Origin of the sequence: Dorea sp. AGR2135, assembly GCF_000420885.1 — a bacterium.
GTDB classification, from domain to species: Bacteria; Bacillota; Clostridia; order Lachnospirales; family Lachnospiraceae; genus Dorea; species Dorea formicigenerans.
The window spans coordinates 1-20,948 of the sequence record NZ_ATVU01000040.1 but is presented as its reverse complement, the minus strand read 5'-3'; the positions used below and the strand labels follow the sequence as shown (position 1 = coordinate 20,948).

Here is a 20,948-nt window from a genome sequence, read left to right as displayed (position 1 = left end):
CTTTTATTTATGTACGATTTTTCAGTCCCTTTTGACAATAATATGAGCGAAAGGGATTTGCGAAAAGTGAAAAATCGGCAGAAGATGTCTGGTGGTTTTAGAAAAGAAAGTGGAAACGAAATGTATTGTTCGATTCTCACTATTGTAGAAACGTTAAAAAGAAGAAATCTCGGATTAATAGAAAATTTAAAGAAACTTTTTGTTGGAACCCCGGCTATTTTTTAGCCGGGGTAGGGGTGTTGGGTCAGTCGGAAGGCTGAACTGTTACAAATAATATGGAAAAATATGATTTTGCTCTTGACAATAAAAAGGGCTTTGTGCTATAGTAAAAAATGCGCTATTGTGGAAAGTTATGCCATGATATTGCACGAAAAACTGAGTCACAAAGCTCTTTTTCGTCGTTTTAGCGATAACAGGGCATTTTGCGGACCACAAAAAAAATAAGAGGAGAGTGAAACGTCAATATGGAAAAGAACAGAATTCGTCCCATGAAAAGCGGAAAAAGCTCACGAATGAGTTATTCCAGACAAAAAGAAGTTCTTCAGATGCCGAACCTGATTGAAGTGCAGAAGGATTCTTATGATTGGTTCCTTAAGTCAGGATTGAAAGAAGCATTTGAAGATATTTCCCCAATTACAGATTATAGCGGTAAATTAAGCCTGGAGCTTGTTGATTTCACACTGTGTGAAGATGATGTGAAATACAGCATTGATGAGTGTAGAGATCGTGATGCAACTTATGCAGCACCGCTGAAAGTCAGAGTAAGACTTCATAATAAGGAGACGGATGAGATTAACGAGCATGAGATCTTTATGGGAGATCTGCCGCTGATGACACGTACTGGTACATTTGTAATTAATGGTGCGGAGCGTGTAATCGTAAGTCAGCTGGTACGTTCCCCTGGTATTTATTATGCAATTGCACATGATAAGCTGGGTAAAAAGCTTTATTCCTCTACTGTCATTCCGAACCGTGGTGCATGGCTGGAGTATGAGACAGATTCCAATGACGTTTTTTATGTTAGAGTAGATAGAACAAGAAAGGTGCCGATCACAGTACTTATTCGTGCTCTTGGAATCGGTACAAATCCGGAGATCATTGAACTCTTTGGTGAAGAACCGAAGATTATGGCAAGTTTTGAGAAAGATGCTGCAACAAACTATCAGGAAGGACTTCTTGAATTATATAAGAAGATCCGTCCGGGTGAGCCGCTTGCCGTTGACAGTGCAGAAAGTTTAATCACAAGTATGTTCTTCGACCCAAGACGTTATGATCTGGCGAAAGTAGGACGTTATAAATTCAATAAAAAGCTTCTTCTCAAGAACCGTATTTCAGGACATGTTCTTGCGGAGGATGCAGTAAGCCCGATTACAGGCGAGGTAATCGCTGAGGCTGGAACAAAGGTGACAAGAGAAATTGCAGATCGGATCCAGAACGGAGCTGTTCCGTATGTATGGATCGACAGACCGGAAGAAGAGAGAAATGTCAAAGTTCTTTCTAATATGATGGTAGATCTGAAGGAAGTTGTTGACATTGATCCGGAGGAGGTCGGTGTAACAGAACTTGTTTACTATCCGGTACTTGCAAATCTCCTTGAGGAAACAGCAGGAGATATCGATGAGCTGAAAGCGGCTATCAAGAGAGATATCCATGATCTGATTCCGAAGCATATTACAAAAGAAGATATCATGGCTTCTATTAACTACAATATGCATCTGGAGTATGGTCTTGGTAATGATGACGATATCGACCACTTGGGTAACAGACGTATCCGTGCGGTAGGAGAACTTCTTCAGAACCAGTACAGAATCGGTCTGTCCAGAATGGAAAGAGTCGTAAGAGAGAGAATGACAACTCAGGATCTGGAAGGAATTTCGCCCCAGTCCCTGATCAACATAAAGCCAGTAACTGCAGCGGTAAAAGAATTCTTCGGATCTTCTCAGCTGTCACAGTTCATGGATCAGAACAACCCGCTTGGTGAGCTGACTCACAAGAGACGTCTGTCTGCCTTAGGACCTGGTGGTCTTTCAAGAGACCGTGCCGGATTCGAGGTTCGAGATGTACATTATTCCCACTATGGAAGAATGTGTCCTATCGAGACGCCTGAGGGACCTAACATCGGTCTGATCAACTCACTGGCAAGTTATGCAAGAATTAACGAGTATGGATTTATTGAAGCTCCATATCGTAAGATTGACCACTCCGATCCGGAGAATCCGCGTGTAACAGACGAAGTTGTTTATATGACAGCGGATGAAGAGGATAACTATCATGTAGCACAGGCCAACGAGACACTGGATGAGGAAGGACATTTTGTTCATAAGAACGTATCCGGTCGTTACCGTGAAGAGACTCAGGCTTATGAGAGAAAAGCATTTGACTATATGGACGTATCTCCTAAGATGGTATTCTCTGTTGCTACAGCTTTGATTCCATTCCTTCAGAATGACGATGCTAACCGTGCGCTGATGGGATCCAACATGCAGCGTCAGGCAGTACCACTTCTTATGACAGAGGCACCGGTAGTCGGAACAGGTATGGAAGAAAAAGCTGCTGTTGACTCAGGAGTATGTGTAGTCGCTGAGGAAGCAGGAGTTGTTGAGCGTTCAACATCAGCAGAAATCCAGATCCGCCAGGATGATGGAAAACTGAAAAAATATAAACTTACAAAATTCCTTCGAAGCAACCAGAGCAACTGCTACAATCAAAGAGCAATTGTATTCAAGGGTGACAGAGTGGAGAAAGGCGATGTGATCGCTGACGGTCCGTCTACATCTAATGGTGAGCTTGCATTAGGAAAGAACCCGCTGATTGGATTCATGACCTGGGAAGGTTACAACTACGAGGATGCGGTTCTCTTAAGTGAGAGACTTGTTCAGGATGATGTATATACATCTATCCATATTGAGGAATATGAGGCAGAAGCCCGTGACACCAAGCTTGGACCAGAGGAAATCACTCGTGATATCCCGGGTGTCGGTGATGATGCGCTGAAGAATCTGGATGACAGAGGAATTATCCGCGTCGGTGCTGAGGTCCGTGCCGGAGATATTCTTGTTGGTAAAGTTACTCCTAAGGGAGAGACAGAGCTGACAGCCGAGGAGAGACTGCTTCGTGCAATCTTCGGTGAGAAAGCACGTGAGGTCAGAGATACATCTCTGAAAGTACCTCATGGTGAGTACGGTATCGTAGTAGATGCCAAGGTATTTACAAGAAGCAACGGCGACGAGATGTCACCGGGAGTGAACCAGTCTGTTCGCATCTATATCGCTCAAAAGAGAAAAATCTCTGTTGGTGATAAGATGGCCGGACGTCATGGTAACAAGGGTGTCGTTTCCCGTGTACTTCCAGTAGAAGATATGCCGTTCCTGCCAAATGGCCGTCCGCTTGATATCGTGTTGAACCCGCTGGGTGTGCCTTCACGTATGAATATCGGACAGGTCCTTGAGATTCACCTGTCTCTGGCAGCAAAAGCACTTGGATTCAACATTTCTACACCTGTATTTGATGGCGCGAACGAGATAGATATTATGGATACTCTTGATCTGGCAAATGACTATGTCAACTTAAGCTGGGAAGAGTTTGAAAAGAAACATAAAGAAGAGCTGCTTCCGGAAGTTCTGGATTATCTGTATGAGAACAGAGATCACAGAAAACTCTGGAAAGGTGTTCCGATTTCACGAGATGGTAAAGTTCGTCTTCGTGACGGAAGAACAGGAGAGTATTTTGACAGCACGGTAACAATCGGACACATGCATTATCTGAAACTGCATCACCTGGTTGATGATAAGATCCACGCGCGTTCAACAGGTCCTTACTCACTGGTAACACAGCAGCCATTAGGTGGTAAAGCACAGTTTGGTGGACAGCGTTTTGGAGAGATGGAGGTATGGGCTCTTGAGGCTTATGGCGCATCTTACACATTGCAGGAGATCCTGACTGTGAAGTCTGACGATGTAATCGGCCGTGTGAAGACATACGAGGCGATCATCAAGGGCGAGAACATTCCGGAACCAGGTATTCCGGAGTCATTCAAAGTACTTCTGAAAGAGCTTCAGTCTCTCGGACTGGATGTTCGTGTACTTCGTGATGACAATACAGAGGTGGAGATTATGGAAACTTCCGATATGGGAGAGACCAGCTTCCGCTCACTGATCGAAGGAGATGGAAAATATCGTCGTGATGAGGAAGACTTCGGCAAACACGGTTATACAACTCAGGAGTTCCAGGGAGAGGAACTTGTAAATGAGGAACAGGAAGATGACGAAGACGATTACGATTCAGATTATGACGACGATAGTTTTGATGACTATGATGACATGTCAGATGATGAATAGAAAGGGGTGCCTGTATGCCAGAAAATAGTAAAGAACAATCATATCAGCCAATGACTTTTGATGCAATCAAAATCGGGTTGGCATCACCTGAAAAGATTCTGGAGTGGTCAAAAGGCGAAGTAACAAAGCCTGAGACTATTAACTATAGAACCTTAAAACCAGAGAGAGATGGTCTGTTCTGTGAAAGAATTTTTGGACCAAGCAAAGACTGGGAGTGTCACTGCGGTAAATACAAAAAAATCCGTTATAAAGGTGTTGTTTGTGACCGTTGTGGTGTAGAGGTTACTAAGGCAAGTGTACGTCGTGAACGTATGGGACATATTGCCCTGGCAGCCCCGGTATCTCATATCTGGTACTTTAAAGGAATCCCGAGCCGTATGGGATTGATCCTTGACTTGTCTCCAAGAACACTGGAGAAAGTATTATATTTTGCTTCTTATATCGTACTTGATAAAGGCGAGACAGACCTGCAGTATAAGCAGGTTCTGTCTGAGCAGGAGTATCAGGAAGCAAGAGAATCCTGGGGAAAAGGTTTCCGTGTTGGAATGGGAGCTGAATCTATCTTAGAGCTTCTTCAGGCAATCGACCTTGAAAAAGAATACGAAGAGCTGACAGAAGGCCTCAAAGGCGCTACCGGACAGAAACGTGCAAGAATCGTAAAACGTCTGGAAGTTGTAGAAGCTTTCCGTGAGTCTGGAAACAAACCGGAATGGATGATCATGACAAATGTTCCGGTTATCCCGCCAGATCTTCGTCCAATGGTACAGCTTGATGGTGGACGTTTTGCAACATCTGACCTGAATGATCTGTACAGAAGAATTATCAATAGAAATAACCGTCTGAAACGCCTTCTTGAGTTAGGCGCTCCAGATATTATCGTAAGAAATGAAAAGAGAATGCTTCAGGAAGCGGTAGATGCCCTGATCGACAACGGCCGTCGCGGACGTCCGGTAACAGGACCTGGAAACCGTGCACTGAAATCTCTGTCCGATATGCTGAAAGGTAAATCCGGACGTTTCCGTCAGAACCTGCTTGGTAAGCGTGTTGACTACTCTGGACGTTCCGTTATCGTTGTAGGACCGGAACTTAAGATTTACCAGTGTGGACTGCCGAAAGAGATGGCAATTGAGCTGTTCAAGCCATTTGTTATGAAAGAACTTGTTCAGAACGGAACTGCACACAACATTAAAAATGCTAAAAAGATGGTTGAGAGACTTCAGCCAGAGGTTTGGGACGTCCTTGAGGATGTCATCAAAGAGCATCCGGTTATGTTGAACCGTGCACCTACATTGCACAGACTTGGTATTCAGGCATTTGAGCCGATCCTTGTAGAAGGTAAGGCTATTAAGCTTCATCCACTTGTTTGTACAGCGTTTAACGCCGACTTCGATGGAGACCAGATGGCTGTCCATCTTCCGCTTTCCGTAGAAGCACAGGCTGAGTGCAGATTCTTACTGCTCTCACCAAACAACCTCCTGAAACCATCTGATGGTGGTCCGGTAGCCGTTCCTTCACAGGATATGGTACTTGGTATTTACTATCTGACTCAGGAAAGACCAGGTGCAGCAGGAGAAGGTAAGATTTTCAAAAGTGTAAATGAAGCAATCCTTGCTTATGAGAACCAGGCAATCACACTTCACTCTAAGATTAAAGTACGTGTGACAAAGACAATGCCAGGTGGAGAAGAAATAACAGGAATTGTAGAGTCCACACTTGGACGTTTCATTTTCAATGAGATCATCCCACAGGATCTTGGATTCGTTGATCGTGAAAAAGAGGAGAACAAACTTCTTCTGGAGATTGATTTCCACGTAGGAAAGAAACAGTTAAAGCAGATCCTTGAGAAGGTTATCAATACACACGGAGCAACTGCAACAGCAGAAGTTCTGGATGCTGTAAAAGCAATTGGATATAAATATTCTACAAGAGCTGCCATGACCGTATCTATTTCCGATATGACGGTACCTCCGCAGAAACCACAGATGATCCAGCAGGCACAGGATACTGTAGACCGCATCACTAAGAACTTCAAACGTGGTCTCATCACAGAGGAGGAGCGTTACAAAGAAGTTGTAGAGACATGGAAGGCAACTGACGACAAACTGACAGAGGCACTGCTTTCTGGTCTTGATAAATACAATAACATCTTCATGATGGCTGATTCCGGAGCCCGTGGATCTGACAAACAGATTAAACAGCTTGCAGGTATGCGTGGATTGATGGCTGATACAACTGGTCATACAATCGAGCTGCCTATCACTTCAAACTTCCGTGAAGGACTTGACGTACTGGAGTATTTCATGTCTGCCCATGGAGCACGTAAAGGTATGTCTGATACAGCTCTTCGTACAGCCGATTCAGGATATCTGACAAGACGTCTTGTTGACGTATCTCAGGAGCTGATCATTCATGAAGTAGACTGTGCAAAGAAAGATGCACCGATTCCTGGAATCTTTGTAAAAGCATTCATGGATGGAAAAGAAGAAATCGAAAGTCTTCAGGAGCGTATTACAGGACGTTACCTGTGCTATGACATTGTAGATAAAGATGGCAATGTTCTTGTTAAGAAGAACCATATGGTAACACCAAAACGTGCAGAACTGATCTGCAAGAAGGGTGTAAATGAGAACGGAGAACCATTAACACAGATTAAGATCCGTACAATCCTTACATGTCGCTCACACAGTGGCGTATGTGCAAAATGTTATGGAGCCAACATGGCAACAGGTGAGCCGGTACAGGTTGGAGAGGCTGTCGGAATTATTGCTGCTCAGTCAATCGGAGAGCCTGGTACACAGCTTACAATGAGAACATTCCATAATGGTGGAGTTGCCGGTGGAGATATCACACAGGGACTTCCTCGTGTCGAGGAGCTTTTTGAGGCAAGAAAGCCTAAGGGACTTGCGATCATCACAGAGATTGCAGGAACTGCGAATTTGAACGACACGAAGAAAAAACGTGAGATTATCGTAACAAATCATGAGACAGGTGAATCAAAAGCATATCTGATTCCTTATGGATCACGTATTAAGGTAGCAGACGGAGCAGAACTTGAGGCCGGTGATGAGCTGACTGAAGGTAGTATCAATCCGCATGATATCTTAAGAATTAAAGGCATCCGTGCAGTTCAGGATTACATGATCCAGGAGGTACAGAGAGTTTACCGTCTGCAGGGTGTTGAGATCAACGATAAGCATATCGAGGTTATCGTTCGCCAGATGCTTAAGAAAATCCGTATCGAGGAGTCTGGAGATACAGAGTTCCTTCCGGGAACAAATGTAGACAGACTTGAGTTCGAGGATGTGAATGAGGTACTGGAGGCAGAAGGAAAAGAGCCTGCAATCGGAGAACCGATCATCATGGGTATTACGAAGGCTTCTCTTGCAACCAATTCCTTCCTGTCAGCCGCTTCTTTCCAGGAGACAACAAAGGTTCTGACAGAGGCAGCAATCAAAGGAAAGATCGATCCGCTGGTAGGTCTGAAAGAGAACGTAATCATCGGAAAACATATCCCGGCTGGTACAGGTATGAGAAAGTATCGTGATATCAGACTGAATAGTGAGTTATCTATGGATGACGATCTGTTCTTTGAAGAAGGATTAGATGATGATGACGATTTAGATATTCTGGATACAGATTTTTCAGATGACGATTTGTTAGAAGAAATTAAACTTACAACAGAAGAATAAGACTTGCGTAAGAGTTTTGAATGAAAGTACCGCCGCACGGATTTGTGCGGTGGTACTTTTTTTGTATAATAGGAAATTGCATTTCCTATTATACAAAAAGCCTCCGGCAGGATGCGCACTGCGGCGTATACTGAAGATGTCGCAAGCGACCACCGCAGGCGCTAGAATGTGCCAAGGCACATTCTTTGTTCTTGCCAAGCATACGACAAAAAGATACATTGATAATACTTTTAGGCTGCCCTTGCTGGAGCAGCCTGAAGTGCAATTATGCACAAAAAAATAGGAATGAAGTGTGAAAGATTAATGAAAAACATAAAAAGATAGTCAAGACAAACTTTTTTGATAAAACATTATTGACAATGATTATCACTAACAATATAATAAATGATGGAAATGATAATCAGTTTCAAATCGTGCGAGGTAATATATATGAGCCAAGAAGAGAGATTTCAAGAAGTATTAAATCAATTAAAGAAAGCTGGCTATCGGATTACCGAACAGAGAAAGCTTCTTTTACACATTATATTGAATAATGAATACTCCTCTTGTAAGGAGATTTATTATGCAGCAAAGAAGCAGGACGACAAAGTCGGAATTGCAACTGTGTATCGTACTGTGCAACTGTTGGAAGATATGGAACTGATCCATAAAGAGATGGTTGTGAGAATTTAGCGAGAAGAAGGAGTGGATTATGATGCCATTAACGATGTTAAATCCAGGCGAAAGTGCATCTATCGTCCGGGTAGGCGGAAATGAAGAAACAAAAAGATTCCTGGAGAATCTCGGATTCGTAGCTGGAAGTGAGGTGAAAGTTATTTCCAGTAACGAGGGTAACATAATTGCCCAGATCAAAGAATCACGAGTTGCAGTCAGCAAAGGAATTGCTAATAAAATCATGGTCTAGGAGGAACGGGAGAATGACTTTAAGAGATGTGAAAGTTGATCAGACAGTATCCGTAGTAAAGCTTCATGGAGAGGGAGCTACAAAAAGAAGAATTATGGATATGGGAATCACAAAAGGAACCAGCATTTATGTCCGTAAAGTAGCGCCACTTGGTGATCCGGTGGAAGTTACTGTACGTGGATATGAATTGTCTCTGAGAAAAGCAGACGCAGAGATGATCGAAGTTAAATAATCAATTAGAGAGTAAAACAGGAGGATGTAAAAAAATGGGAGTGAAGATAGCACTTGCCGGAAACCCGAATAGTGGTAAGACAACACTTTTCAATGCTTTGACAGGTTCCAATCAGTTCGTTGGTAACTGGCCTGGAGTTACTGTTGAGAAAAAAGAAGGAAAATGGAAGGAAGACAAAGAAGTTGTAATTATGGACCTTCCAGGTATCTATTCTTTATCACCATATACATTGGAGGAAGTTGTAGCCAGAAATTATCTGATCACAGAGCGTCCGGATGCAATCCTGAATATCGTAGACGGAACAAACCTGGAGCGTAACTTATACCTTACAACTCAGTTACTTGAGCTTGGTATCCCGGTTGTTATGGCAATTAACATGATGGATATTGTACGCAAGAATGGTGATGAGATCAACACAAAGAAACTTGCTGAGAAGCTTGGCTGTGAAGTTGTAACAATTTCTGCTCTGAAAGGTGATGGAATCAAAGATGCAGCTTCAAGAGCAGTAAAGCACGCCGGACAGAAAGCCGGACAGGAATCTGTGCATGAGTTCGCACCGGAAGTTGAGAACTACCTGAATGAGATTGAAGGCAGACTTGGATATGAAATTCCGGAAGAGCAGAAAAGATTTTACGCGATCAAATTATTTGAGCGTGACGATAAGATCAAAGACGCTATGAAAAATGCACCGGACGTTGAAGATATCATTGCTCGTGCAGAGAAAGAGATGGACGACGATGCAGAGAGTATCATCACAAATGAGAGATACAGTTTCATTGGTTCTATTATCGGAGACTGCTTAAAGAAGAATAAAACACAGGAACTGACAACATCTGATAAGATTGACCGTATCGTAACAAACAGATGGCTTGCACTTCCAATCTTTGCAGCAGTTATGTGGCTTGTATATTATGTGTCTGTAACAACAGTAGGTTCCATATTGACAGACTGGACAAATGATACATTGTTTGGTGAGTGGATTATTCCGGCAGCTCAGAGCTTCTTTGAAGGAATCGGATGTGCGGACTGGTTAACAGGTCTGATCGTAGACGGAGTTATCTCCGGAGTTGGTGCTGTACTTGGATTCGTACCTCAGATGCTTGTATTATTTCTTTTCCTTGCATTCCTTGAGTCTTGCGGATACATGGCACGTATCGCATTCATCATGGACCGTATTTTCCGTAAGTTCGGACTTTCCGGAAAATCATTTATCCCGATGCTGATCGGAACAGGTTGTGGAGTTCCTGGAGTTATGGCTTCCCGTACGATCGAGAATGACCGTGACCGTAAGATGACTGTTATGACAACAACATTTATCCCTTGCGGAGCGAAACTTCCAGTTATCGCCCTGATCGCCGGAGCACTTTTCGATGGCGCTTCATGGGTAGCACCAAGTGCTTACTTTGTTGGTATCGCAGCAATCATCTGCTCTGGTATCATCCTGAAAAAAACAAAGATGTTCGCAGGAGATCCGGCGCCATTTGTAATGGAGCTTCCTGCATACCATATGCCGACAGTTGGCAACGTTCTTAGAAGTATGTGGGAACGCGGCTGGTCATTTATCAAAAAAGCTGGTACAATTATTACATTATCAACAATCGTTGTTTGGTTCTTATTGAACTTCGGCTGGACAGATGCTGGATTCGGAATGCTGAACTTCGATGGACTTGAGGGAGCAGCCATGGAGGCAGCTCAGGCAGAGTGTGTCCTTGCTAAGATCGGTAACTTGATTGCATGGATCTTCGCACCTCTTGGATGGGGAAACTGGAAGATGGCAGTTGCTGCAATCACAGGACTGGTAGCAAAAGAAAATGTTGTAGGTACATTCGGACAGCTCTTCGGATTTGCAGAAGTTGCAGAAGACGGACAGGAAATCTGGGGAACACTTGCAAACAGCATGTCACAGATCGCAGCTTACTCATTCCTCGTATTCAATCTTCTGTGTGCACCTTGCTTCGCAGCAATGGGAGCTATTAAGAGAGAGATGAACAACACAAAATGGTTCTGGTTCGCAATCGGATATCAATGCTTACTTGCTTACCTCGTATCTCTTTGCATCTTCCAGTTTGGTACACTCTTCACAGGTGGCGGATTCGGTATCGGAACAGTAGCTGCAATCGTAATTCTGATCGGTTTCCTTTACATGCTGTTCCGTCCTTACAAAGAGAGTACATCACTTAACACTAAAACCGTTTCAAGTGTAAAAGCAGCATCGAAATAATGATTATAATGTCGAAAAGTCTTTCTTCACCTGTGCTTGCACAAAGGTGAAGAAATGACCTTGAGACATAACATAAATAAGCAGAAAGAAGGGGATTTTATGATGGCATTGGCAGCACAGACAAGTATTTTATCTACAATGATTGTAGCGCTTGTAATAATTGCGATTGTAGCATGGATTATAAGAGGCATGATACAAAAGAAGAAGAGAAGTGGTACATTTATCGGATGTGATTGTGGGTGTGCCAATTGTCCACACTCCTGTCATAATCCAAAGAATAGTAATAGTCAGAGTGGCTGCGGCGGCTGTGGCGGGTGCTAGTCTGGAAAATGTATGACTTAGATTTAAGTCATATGATGTAAAATAATCTTATGTGTGAATAAATGTGTGAATAGACAGGGAAATCCTTGCAGATGAGTTTCATTTGCAGGGATTTTCTTTTGCGCTTTGCTCTTTTCAATGGGACACAAATAGGGTAAAATAAATGCTAGGTGAATATGATGAATAAGAAATCTTTATACAAATTAGAATACAATAAAATAATTGAAAAACTGACAGAGCACGCAGGTTCTTTTGGAGGCCAGGAGCGTTGCAGAAAATTAAAACCAAAGACGGAAATCTCTGAAATTGAGAGAATGCAGGAAGAAACGGCCGCAGCATTTACACGGATCGTAAAGAAAGGACGTCCATCTTTTGGAGGCTGTAGCCCGGTAAGTGAATCTATGATGCGTCTGGAAATCGGAGGAACACTTGGAAGTGGGGAGTTGCTTCGCATATGTAAGGTTCTGGAGACAGCAGGACATGTGAAGAATTACGGGCGCCATGACAATGCAGATGATATGCAGGATATATTGGACGGATACTTTGAACAGCTTGTTCCTGTATCTATTTTGTCCACGGAAATCCGCAGATGTATTCCGGCAGAAGATGAGATTAGTGATGATGCAAGTCCGGAGCTTAAGAGAATCCGTCGTGCTATGGGGCAGATTAATGATAAGGTTCATGCAACATTGTCTTCCATGGTGAATGGTTCACTCCGCACATATTTGCAGGATCCGATTATTACGATGCGTGGGGATCGTTACTGTATCCCGGTCAAGGCCGAATACCGTGGTCAGGTCCCGGGAATGATCCATGACCAGTCATCAACAGGTTCTACTTTATTTATCGAGCCGATGGCAGTTGTAAAGCTGAATAATGATCTGAAAGAATTATATGGAAAGGAACAGGAAGAAATTCAGGTCATTCTTGCCAGGTTGAGTGCAGACGCAGCAGAATATGTTTCTGAAATCCGTACGGACTATGCAACATTGACAGAGCTTGATTTTATATTTGCAAGAGGAGCTCTTGCATTGGATATGAATGCCAGCAAACCGATGTTCAACCAGGAGAGAAGGATCCGTATCCGGGAGGGAAGACATCCGTTATTAGATAAGAAGAAAGTCGTTCCGATCAGTCTGACACTGGGCGGGGATTTTGATCTTCTGATTGTGACAGGACCGAACACCGGTGGTAAGACTGTGTCACTTAAGACAGTTGGATTATTCCAGCTCATGGGACAGGCAGGTCTTCACATTCCGGCACTGGATCGTTCTGAACTGGGTGTATTCCGTGAAGTTTATGCAGATATCGGTGATGAGCAGAGTATTGAACAGAACTTAAGTACATTCTCATCACATATGACAAATGTAGTGTCATTTATCAAGCAGGTGGATGAAGATTCACTTGTACTTTTTGACGAGCTTGGAGCTGGAACTGACCCGACTGAGGGTGCGGCACTGGCAACAGCAATATTGAATCATTTGCATTGTCAGGGAATCCGTACTATGGCGACTACGCATTACAGTGAATTAAAGGTTTATGCCTTGTCCACACCAGGGGTAGAAAATGCGAGCTGTGAGTTCGACGTGGAGACACTTCGCCCGACGTATCGACTGCTTCTTGGAATCCCAGGAAAGAGTAATGCATTTGCAATTGCAGGAAAACTGGGACTTCCGGACTATATTATCGAGGAAGCAAAGACACATTTGACAGAGCAGGACGAATCTTTTGAGGACTTGCTGACAGATTTGGAGAGCAGCAGACGAACCATCGCGAAAGAACAGGAAGAGATTGCGGCTTACCGCCGTGAGCTGGAGGCTCTGAAGCAGGAGACGGCGCAGAAGAAAGAAAAGCTGGAAGAACAGCGTGACCGCATTTTACGAGAAGCAAATGAAAAAGCACATGCGATTCTGGCAGATGCCAAAGAGACAGCAGATGAGACAATGCGTAACTTTCATAAGTTTGGAAAGGCCAATGTTTCGGCAACGGAGATGGAAAAAGAGCGTGAGCGCCTGAGAAAGAAGATGGAGAAGACACGCGAGGGCATGACAGAGGAAGTGAAGAAGCCGAAGAAGCAGTATAAGCCATCTGATTTTAAATTAGGCGAGACGGTTAAAGTTCTGAGCATGAATCTGACCGGAACAGTGCATTCACTGCCAGATACAAAAGGCAACCTTATGGTTCAGATGGGAATCCTTAGCTCAAAAGTACACATTTCTGATCTGGAGATTGTTGATGAGAAGCCGGCATATCTGAAAAAGACTGCTGCAAGAACAAGTAAAGGTAAGGTGAAGATGGGCAAATCTTTGTCCGTAAGCCCGGAAATCAATCTGCTTGGAAAGACCGTTGACGAGGCGGTCGCAGAGCTGGATAAATATTTGGACGATGCGTCTCTGGCACATTTGATAAGTGTGCGCGTGGTACACGGAAAAGGAACCGGAGCTTTAAGAGCGGGCATCCACCAATATCTGAAACGTCAGAAGCATGTGAAATCTTACAGATTAGGAGCATTTGGCGAAGGAGATGCCGGAGTGACGATTGTAGAACTGAAATAATGCAAAAATCAGGGAGAATAAATAATGGTTAATAAACAGAAAATTTTGATCGTGGATGACGATGAGGCAATTGCAGAGCTTGTATCTTTGTATCTTGCAAAAGAATGTTTTGACACGATGATGGTTCATGACGGGGAGAAGGCGCTTGTAGCATTCGACACCTATCACCCGAATCTGGTACTTTTAGATTTGATGCTTCCGGGTATTGACGGGTATCAGGTCTGCCGCGAGATCCGTGCGCGGGCAAATACACCGATTATCATGCTTTCCGCAAAAGGGGAGGTTTTTGATAAAGTGCTTGGTCTGGAGCTTGGAGCCGATGACTATATTATGAAGCCATTTGATTCAAAAGAGCTTGTGGCGCGCGTAAAAGCAGTACTCCGCCGTTATCAGGCAGTGCCGAAACCAGAGGTTCCTGCAGTAGATAAGGGAAAATGTGTGGAATACCCGGGAATCGAGATCAATCTGACGAATTATTCTGTTCTGGTCGATGGGCAGAATGTGGAGATGCCGCCGAAAGAGCTGGAGCTTCTTTACTTCCTGGCATCTTCGCCAAATCAGGTGTTTACAAGAGAGCAGCTTTTGGATCAAATCTGGGGATATGAGTATATTGGAGATACCCGTACGGTTGATGTGCATATTAAGCGTTTGCGCGAGAAGATCAAAGATCATAATGGCTGGAAACTTGCCACCGTATGGGGCATTGGATACAAGTTTGAAGTAAAGTAACAGATTAGGAAACCACATAGAAGAGGCATTGTATGAAAAGTACATTGTATTTAAAATTTATCATCATATATATGATTTTCGGGTTCATGAGTTTGTTCACAGTAGCAACGCTTACAAGAACATTGACAGAAGAACCTCTTGAACGGGATCTGGCTGCGGGTGTTTATCAGGAAGCGAACCTGGTGGCAAATGAGTATCTGCCACATTATTTCCTTGAACAGATTGATGAAAGTGCTGTCCATACACAACTTGTTGGAATGGAAGCGCATCTGGACGGGGCAGTCTGGTTCGTAGACCGGGAAGGTAATATGATCACTTCCGCTCATTCCGACGGATATCCGACAGCACCGACTGCGATTGAAGATTTTAACCCGGCAGAAATTGGCAGCGCAAAGTATGAAGTCGGAACATATCACGATTATTTTAAAGAAGATATGATCACAGTCATTGCACCGGTTGTACATGGATATTCCACACAAGGGTATCTGCTGATACACAAAAGCATGACTCAGATTGGACAATTACAGATTACATTAATGAATGCAGCGTATATCACACTTGCAGTCATCTATCTGTTGTCATTTTCCATTTTGCTTGGAATTCAGTTTATCGTGTACAGACCGCTCTGCAAGATAACCGAGGCAGCGAAACAATATGCGTCCGGTAATCTGGACTATGAGATTCCTGTGAACACAGAAGATGAGATTGGTTATCTGTCAGCATCGCTGAACTTTATGTCTTCCCAGCTTCGGGATATGGAGGATTATCAGAAGAAATTTGTGGCAAATGTGTCACATGATTTCCGCTCTCCTTTAACATCGATCAAAGGGTATGTAGAGGCAATTGCAGATGGGACAATCCCGCCGGAAATGCAGGGGAAATATCTGAATATCATTTTATTTGAGACAGAGAGACTGACCGATCTGACCAAGGATCTCCTTACGTTGAATGAATTCGATACGAAGAATTTATTACTGGATAAAGTTCCATTTGACATTCATGAAATGATTAAAAATGTGGCAGCCTCCTTTGAGGGACGTTGCACGCAGAAAAAGATTTCTATTGAGCTGGTCTTTGCCAGAAAGCATTTGAAAGTAGTAGCAGATAAGCGAAAGATTCAGCAAGTGCTCTACAATTTGCTTGATAATGCGATCAAATTCAGTGACCAGGATTCAATCATTACGATTGAAACGACCGAACGTGGGGATAAGATCTACACGTCGGTCAAAGATTATGGAATTGGAATTCCGAGAAATGCACTGAATAAGATCTGGGAGAGATTTTATAAATCCGATCTGTCCCGTGGAAAAGATAAAAAAGGAACTGGCCTTGGGCTTGCAATTGTCAAAGAGGCGATACAGGCTCACGGTGAAAATATTAATGTAGTCAGTACAGAAGGTGTCGGTACCGAGTTCATTTTCTCGTTGCCGAAGGCAGAGGGATAAGGTATACTGTAAATATCTTCTTTGTTGAATATAAGGTTTGTAAAGGAGCCTGCGTGTACGCATGAAAGATGAGAAAGAACCATTAGAGCAAAAGCAGAACTCGGAAGAAGAGGAGTATTCTTTTTTACAGGAAATCATTAAAGATGAGGCAGGAGATCAGGCGAAGTGGAAACACGACGTCCTTAGAAGGATTCAGTTAGGATTAATATTCGGACTGGTGGCCTGCTTTACTTTTTTTGCGTGCAAACCGTGGGTGGAGAAGAGATTTGAAGAAGATCCGACGGAAGTAACAATTCCACAGGACGAACAGCAGGAAGAAAATCAGACACAGCAGGAAGAGGAACAAGGCCAGGAACAAAAAACCGTTCTGACAACAGAAACCTATCAGGAAATGCTGAATAATCTGAAGCAGGTGTCAGGAGAAGTGAGAAAAAGTGTTGTAGAGATTCAGGGCGCTGTTACAGAAGAGGAATTTTCGAAAGATCAGGAAGATAAGGAAAAGAGTATTTCCGGAATGATCGTGGCAGATAATGGTCAGGAACTTCTGATTCTCGCAGGAGAGCTTCCGGTAAAAGACGCGAAGATCATCCGTGTTACATTTTCCGGAGACAGTCAGTGCGATGCCATCTTGAAGAGCCGGGATGCAGGGCTGGGACTGTGTGTTTATGCAGTTCAGAGAAAGAATATTGCGGATGATGTATGGGCACAGATTGAGACAGCGACACTTGGCGGCTCAAAAGTTGTGTCCGAAGGCGATACAGTTATTGCTGTCGGGAAATTGTATGGCTGTGATACGATTGCCGGATATGGTGTGATCGAGTCTGGCGAAAATTATCTGGATAAGGCAGATGGACAGTATCAGACCATTTATACGGATGTGGCAGGAGATATTTCCGGAAGCGGAGTTCTTGTGAATATCCGTGGAGAGGTGATTGGAATTATCAACACTTCTGTCAGGTCAGATGATCAGACAAATAAGATTTCCGGATATGGAATTTCTGATATCAAAGGTGTGATAGAGTTACTTTCTAATGGGAAAAATGTACCATATCTTGGAGTGTCCGGTGTAGAGGTAAGCAGCGAGATGCAGGGACAGGGAATTCCACAAGGTGTTTATGTGAAAGAAGTCGATGCAGAATCTCCGGCTATGGCGGCAGGAATTCAGAGTGGTGATATCATTACCAATATTGCAGATACAGATATCATCAATCTTCTTGGTTATCATAATACGCTTATGAAGCAAAATGTGGGAGATAAAATTCTTGTTCGTGGAAAACGTCAGGGAACCGGAGGAGAATATGTGGATATTGACTTTGGAGTCACAGTTGGGTATAAACAGTAAGGAATACTATGAGAAACTATGATGGTGTGTTGCAACAATAACAGAAAATAGTGAACAAATGTCAGCGGAAGCTGACTGATATAAAATTAAGAAAAGAAAGGCACGAATTATGAGATATATTGATACTCTTGTAGAAGGAGAAACAATTCGAAATATATATTTATGTAAAGGAAAGAGATCCGCAGAGACTCGGAATGGAAAGCCGTATGACAATCTGATACTTCAGGATAAGACAGGAACTCTGGACGGAAAAGTCTGGGATCCGAATTCCAATGGAATTGCTGATTATGATGAGAAAGATTTCATTGAAGTATTCGGAGATGTCATCAGTTATAATAACAATCTTCAATTGAACATCCGCCAGATCAGAAAAGCACAGGAAGGCGAATACATACCTGCAGATTATATGCCTTCGACAGAAAAAAGCGTAGATGGGATGTATGAAGAACTGCTTTCCTACGGAAGACAGATCAGCAATCCGTATCTGCGTGGAGTGATCGAGTATTATTTTGAAAAAGACGAGAAATTCATTCGCACATTCAAAGGACATTCCGCAGCAAAGAGTGTACACCACGGATTTGCCGGAGGACTCTTGGAGCACACATTGAGTGTTGTGAAATTCTGCGAGTATATGGTTGGACAGTATGATATTCTCAACAAAGACCTGCTTTACACAGCAGCTATGTGCCACGATATCGGAAAGACAATTGAGTTGTCACCATTCCCGGAAAATGATTACACAGACGATGGACAGCTTCTTGGTCATATCATTATCGGAATCGAGATGATCGATGATGCAATCCGCGAGATTCCAGAATTCCCAAAACAGCTTGCAAGTGAGCTGAAACACTGCATCGTGGCACACCACGGAGAGTTAGAATACGGTTCCCCGAAAAAACCGGCACTGGCAGAAGCCATGGCACTAAATCTTGCCGACAACGCAGACGCCAAGATGCAGACATTAAAAGAAATATTCAAAGACAAAAAAGCCGGAGAGTGGCTTGGATATAACAGATTGTTCGAGTCAAACTTAAGAAAAACAACAATATAGTAATGTAATGGGGACGTAGCAAAACGTAAAAATACTACGTCCCCACCAGTGATTAAGGGTGTCCCTTTTTGTAAAAAGGGGTGCCCCAATTCTTATTATGAGGTATGAATATGCAGAAAAATGATTTGGTTACAGTGGCAATTGAAGATATTGGTGTCGGGGGAGAAGGCATTGGTAAAGTAGATGGGTATACTTTATTTATAAAAGATGCGATTATCGGTGATGTGGTTGAAGCCAAGATTGTGAAGGCAAAGAAGAACTACGGTTATGCAAGACTTATGAATATTGTTACGCCGTCTGAAAATCGTATAGAAAAGCCAGCGTGTCCGATGGCGAGAAGATGTGGTGGCTGCCAGATTCAGGAGATGAAGTATGGAGCCCAGCTTTCATTTAAAGAAGGAAAAGTCCGTGGTAATCTGGAACGAATCGGAGAAGTCCCGGCAGAACTTCTTGACAAAGTTATGCAGCCTATTGTTGGCATGGAAGAGCCATTTCATTATCGAAATAAAGCGCAGTTCCCAATTGGAACAGACAAAGAAGGACACATTATCACTGGATTTTACGCAGGAAGAACACACAGCATCATTCCGAATACAGACTGTACACTGGGTGTAGCGGTCAATCAGAAAATTCTCGAGATTATTCTGCATTTTATGGAGAATAATCACATTTCTGCATACGACGAGGAGAAGCATAAGGGGCTGGTGCGTCATGTGTTGATCCGTTATGGATTCAAAACTGATGAAATCATGGTTTGTCTTGTGATGAATGGGGAAAAACTGCCACACCCAGAAAAACTTGTGGATAAATTATGTGAAATCTCAGGAATGACAAGCATCACAATCAGCGTGAACAAGGCAAAAACTAATGTCATCATGGGAAATGAAATAAAACTGCTCTGGGGGCAGACGTACATCACGGATTATATTGGAAATGTAAAGTATCAGATTTCCCCTCTGTCATTTTACCAGGTGAATCCGGTCCAGACAGAGAAGTTATACGGACTGGCACTGGACTATGCAAGTCTTACAGGCAATGAGACAGTGTGGGATCTGTACTGCGGAATCGGAACCATTTCCCTGTTCCTTGCTCAGAATGCAAAGCAGGTATATGGAGTGGAAATCGTACCGCAGGCCATTGACGATGCAAGGAATAATGCGAAGATCAATGATATTACGAATGCGGAATTCTATGTAGGCAAGGCAGAGGAAGTTCTGCCGGAATATTACCGTGAATATCAGGAAAGTCATGGAGGAGAGACTGCCCATGCAGATGTGATCGTTGTGGATCCGCCACGCAAAGGCTGCGAGGAATCATTGCTACAGACCATTGTAGACATGCAGCCAGAAAAAGTTGTATATGTTAGCTGCGACAGCGCCACACTGGCAAGAGATGTTAAGTTCCTAAGAGAAAGCGGATATGAACTTAAAAAAATCACGCCAGTTGATCAATTCCCGAACACGGTTCATGTCGAGACTTGTGTGTTGCTACAAAGACGAACTATGTAGAAATCCTTAATTTTAGGCACTTTTTCAAGCATATCGTCTTTACGAGCGAGGGCGATAAAATCAGAAATAAAGAGATAAAAAACTATATCAATGTTTCGGTAGTAGTTGATATAGAGTGTGGGAACACAAACAATTAAATACTAAACTTTAGGGGTACTTGTAAAAAAGTATCCCTTTTCAATGTAAGGCGTTCAGAAATGAGCGTCTATTTTTTTACCAAAAATGAAAGGAGCATTAGATTTATGAAAAAGATGTTAAAACGATTGTGTACGGGCTTCTTAGCTCTTGCAACTGTCGTTACTGCTTTACCGACTATACCCGTCCATGCAGAAAGTAAGCAATACTGGATGGAAAGTGCGGAGCGTGTCGGTATCATTGAAAAAGTAATGAATGACGGTTCTATTGGTTCGACATTCAATGAGGGCTATATGAAAGTCGAGGGCGAAACTGCCTATTGTATTGACATCAATACAGATTTTAAGAACGGCTACAAGACCAGAGCTGACGCAAGCTCACGCATGAGTGCCGACCAGATTTCAGATGTGGCGTTATCCTTAGAGTATGTCAAACAGTATGGCGAAGCTCACAAGGAACTGAACTACAAGCAAGTCTAT

The 20,948-nt window shown here is 43.2% G+C and carries 14 protein-coding genes and 1 pseudogene; all 15 read left to right on the top strand.

Translation table 11 applies throughout. The features are described from left to right. Positions 1–225, top strand: a 225-nt coding sequence (locus G593_RS21615; protein ID WP_155961859.1) for an IS66 family transposase, incomplete at its 5' end; no start/stop codon positions are given. A 239-nt stretch (positions 226–464) separates the two neighbouring features. Continuing rightward, positions 465–4,337, top strand: coding sequence for a DNA-directed RNA polymerase subunit beta (gene rpoB, locus G593_RS0116550; RefSeq protein WP_029732414.1), 3,873 nt, complete (start codon positions 465–467; stop codon positions 4,335–4,337). A gap of 14 nt (positions 4,338–4,351) precedes the next feature. Next, entirely contained in the window at positions 4,352–8,026 is a 3,675-nt protein-coding gene (gene rpoC / locus G593_RS0116545) for a DNA-directed RNA polymerase subunit beta' (RefSeq protein ID WP_029732413.1), read from the top strand. 429 nt (positions 8,027–8,455) lie between these two features. After that, positions 8,456–8,698 (top strand): Fur family transcriptional regulator, encoded by a 243-nt coding sequence (locus tag G593_RS0116540; protein ID WP_005338537.1) that lies wholly within the window; start codon positions 8,456–8,458, stop codon positions 8,696–8,698. 19 nt (positions 8,699–8,717) lie between these two features. Beyond that, complete coding sequence (locus G593_RS0116535) at positions 8,718–8,930, top strand: FeoA family protein (RefSeq protein ID WP_005330360.1); 213 nt, start codon at positions 8,718–8,720, stop codon at positions 8,928–8,930. A gap of 13 nt (positions 8,931–8,943) precedes the next feature. Then, positions 8,944–9,162, top strand: a complete 219-nt coding sequence (locus G593_RS0116530; protein ID WP_005338535.1) for a FeoA family protein — start codon at positions 8,944–8,946, stop codon at positions 9,160–9,162. A gap of 34 nt (positions 9,163–9,196) precedes the next feature. Then, a complete protein-coding gene (feoB, locus tag G593_RS0116525) occupies positions 9,197–11,383 on the top strand; it encodes a ferrous iron transport protein B (protein ID WP_029732411.1) in 2,187 nt (728 codons plus the stop codon). Between the two features lie 99 nt (positions 11,384–11,482). Continuing rightward, positions 11,483–11,704 (top strand): FeoB-associated Cys-rich membrane protein, encoded by a 222-nt coding sequence (locus G593_RS0116520; protein ID WP_005338531.1) that lies wholly within the window; start codon positions 11,483–11,485, stop codon positions 11,702–11,704. 179 nt (positions 11,705–11,883) lie between these two features. Further along, a complete protein-coding gene (locus G593_RS0116515) occupies positions 11,884–14,259 on the top strand; it encodes an endonuclease MutS2 (protein WP_029732410.1) in 2,376 nt (791 codons plus the stop codon). A gap of 24 nt (positions 14,260–14,283) precedes the next feature. Continuing rightward, positions 14,284–14,988 (top strand): response regulator transcription factor, encoded by a 705-nt coding sequence (locus G593_RS0116510; protein ID WP_005330374.1) that lies wholly within the window; start codon positions 14,284–14,286, stop codon positions 14,986–14,988. Positions 14,989–15,020: 32 nt separating this feature from the next. Next, on the top strand, positions 15,021–16,433 hold the full coding sequence (locus tag G593_RS0116505) for a sensor histidine kinase (RefSeq protein ID WP_029732409.1): 1,413 nt from the start codon (positions 15,021–15,023) through the stop codon (positions 16,431–16,433). Between the two features lie 61 nt (positions 16,434–16,494). Beyond that, positions 16,495–17,775 (top strand): S1C family serine protease, encoded by a 1,281-nt coding sequence (locus G593_RS0116500; RefSeq protein ID WP_029732408.1) that lies wholly within the window; start codon positions 16,495–16,497, stop codon positions 17,773–17,775. A 109-nt stretch (positions 17,776–17,884) separates the two neighbouring features. Continuing rightward, complete coding sequence (locus G593_RS0116495) at positions 17,885–18,826, top strand: 3'-5' exoribonuclease YhaM family protein (RefSeq protein ID WP_005338523.1); 942 nt, start codon at positions 17,885–17,887, stop codon at positions 18,824–18,826. 110 nt (positions 18,827–18,936) lie between these two features. After that, positions 18,937–20,334, top strand: coding sequence for a 23S rRNA (uracil(1939)-C(5))-methyltransferase RlmD (gene rlmD, locus G593_RS0116490; RefSeq protein WP_029732406.1), 1,398 nt, complete (start codon positions 18,937–18,939; stop codon positions 20,332–20,334). Positions 20,335–20,576: 242 nt separating this feature from the next. Next, positions 20,577–20,948 (top strand): annotated as a pseudogene (locus tag G593_RS0116485) (hypothetical protein); the annotation flags it as partial.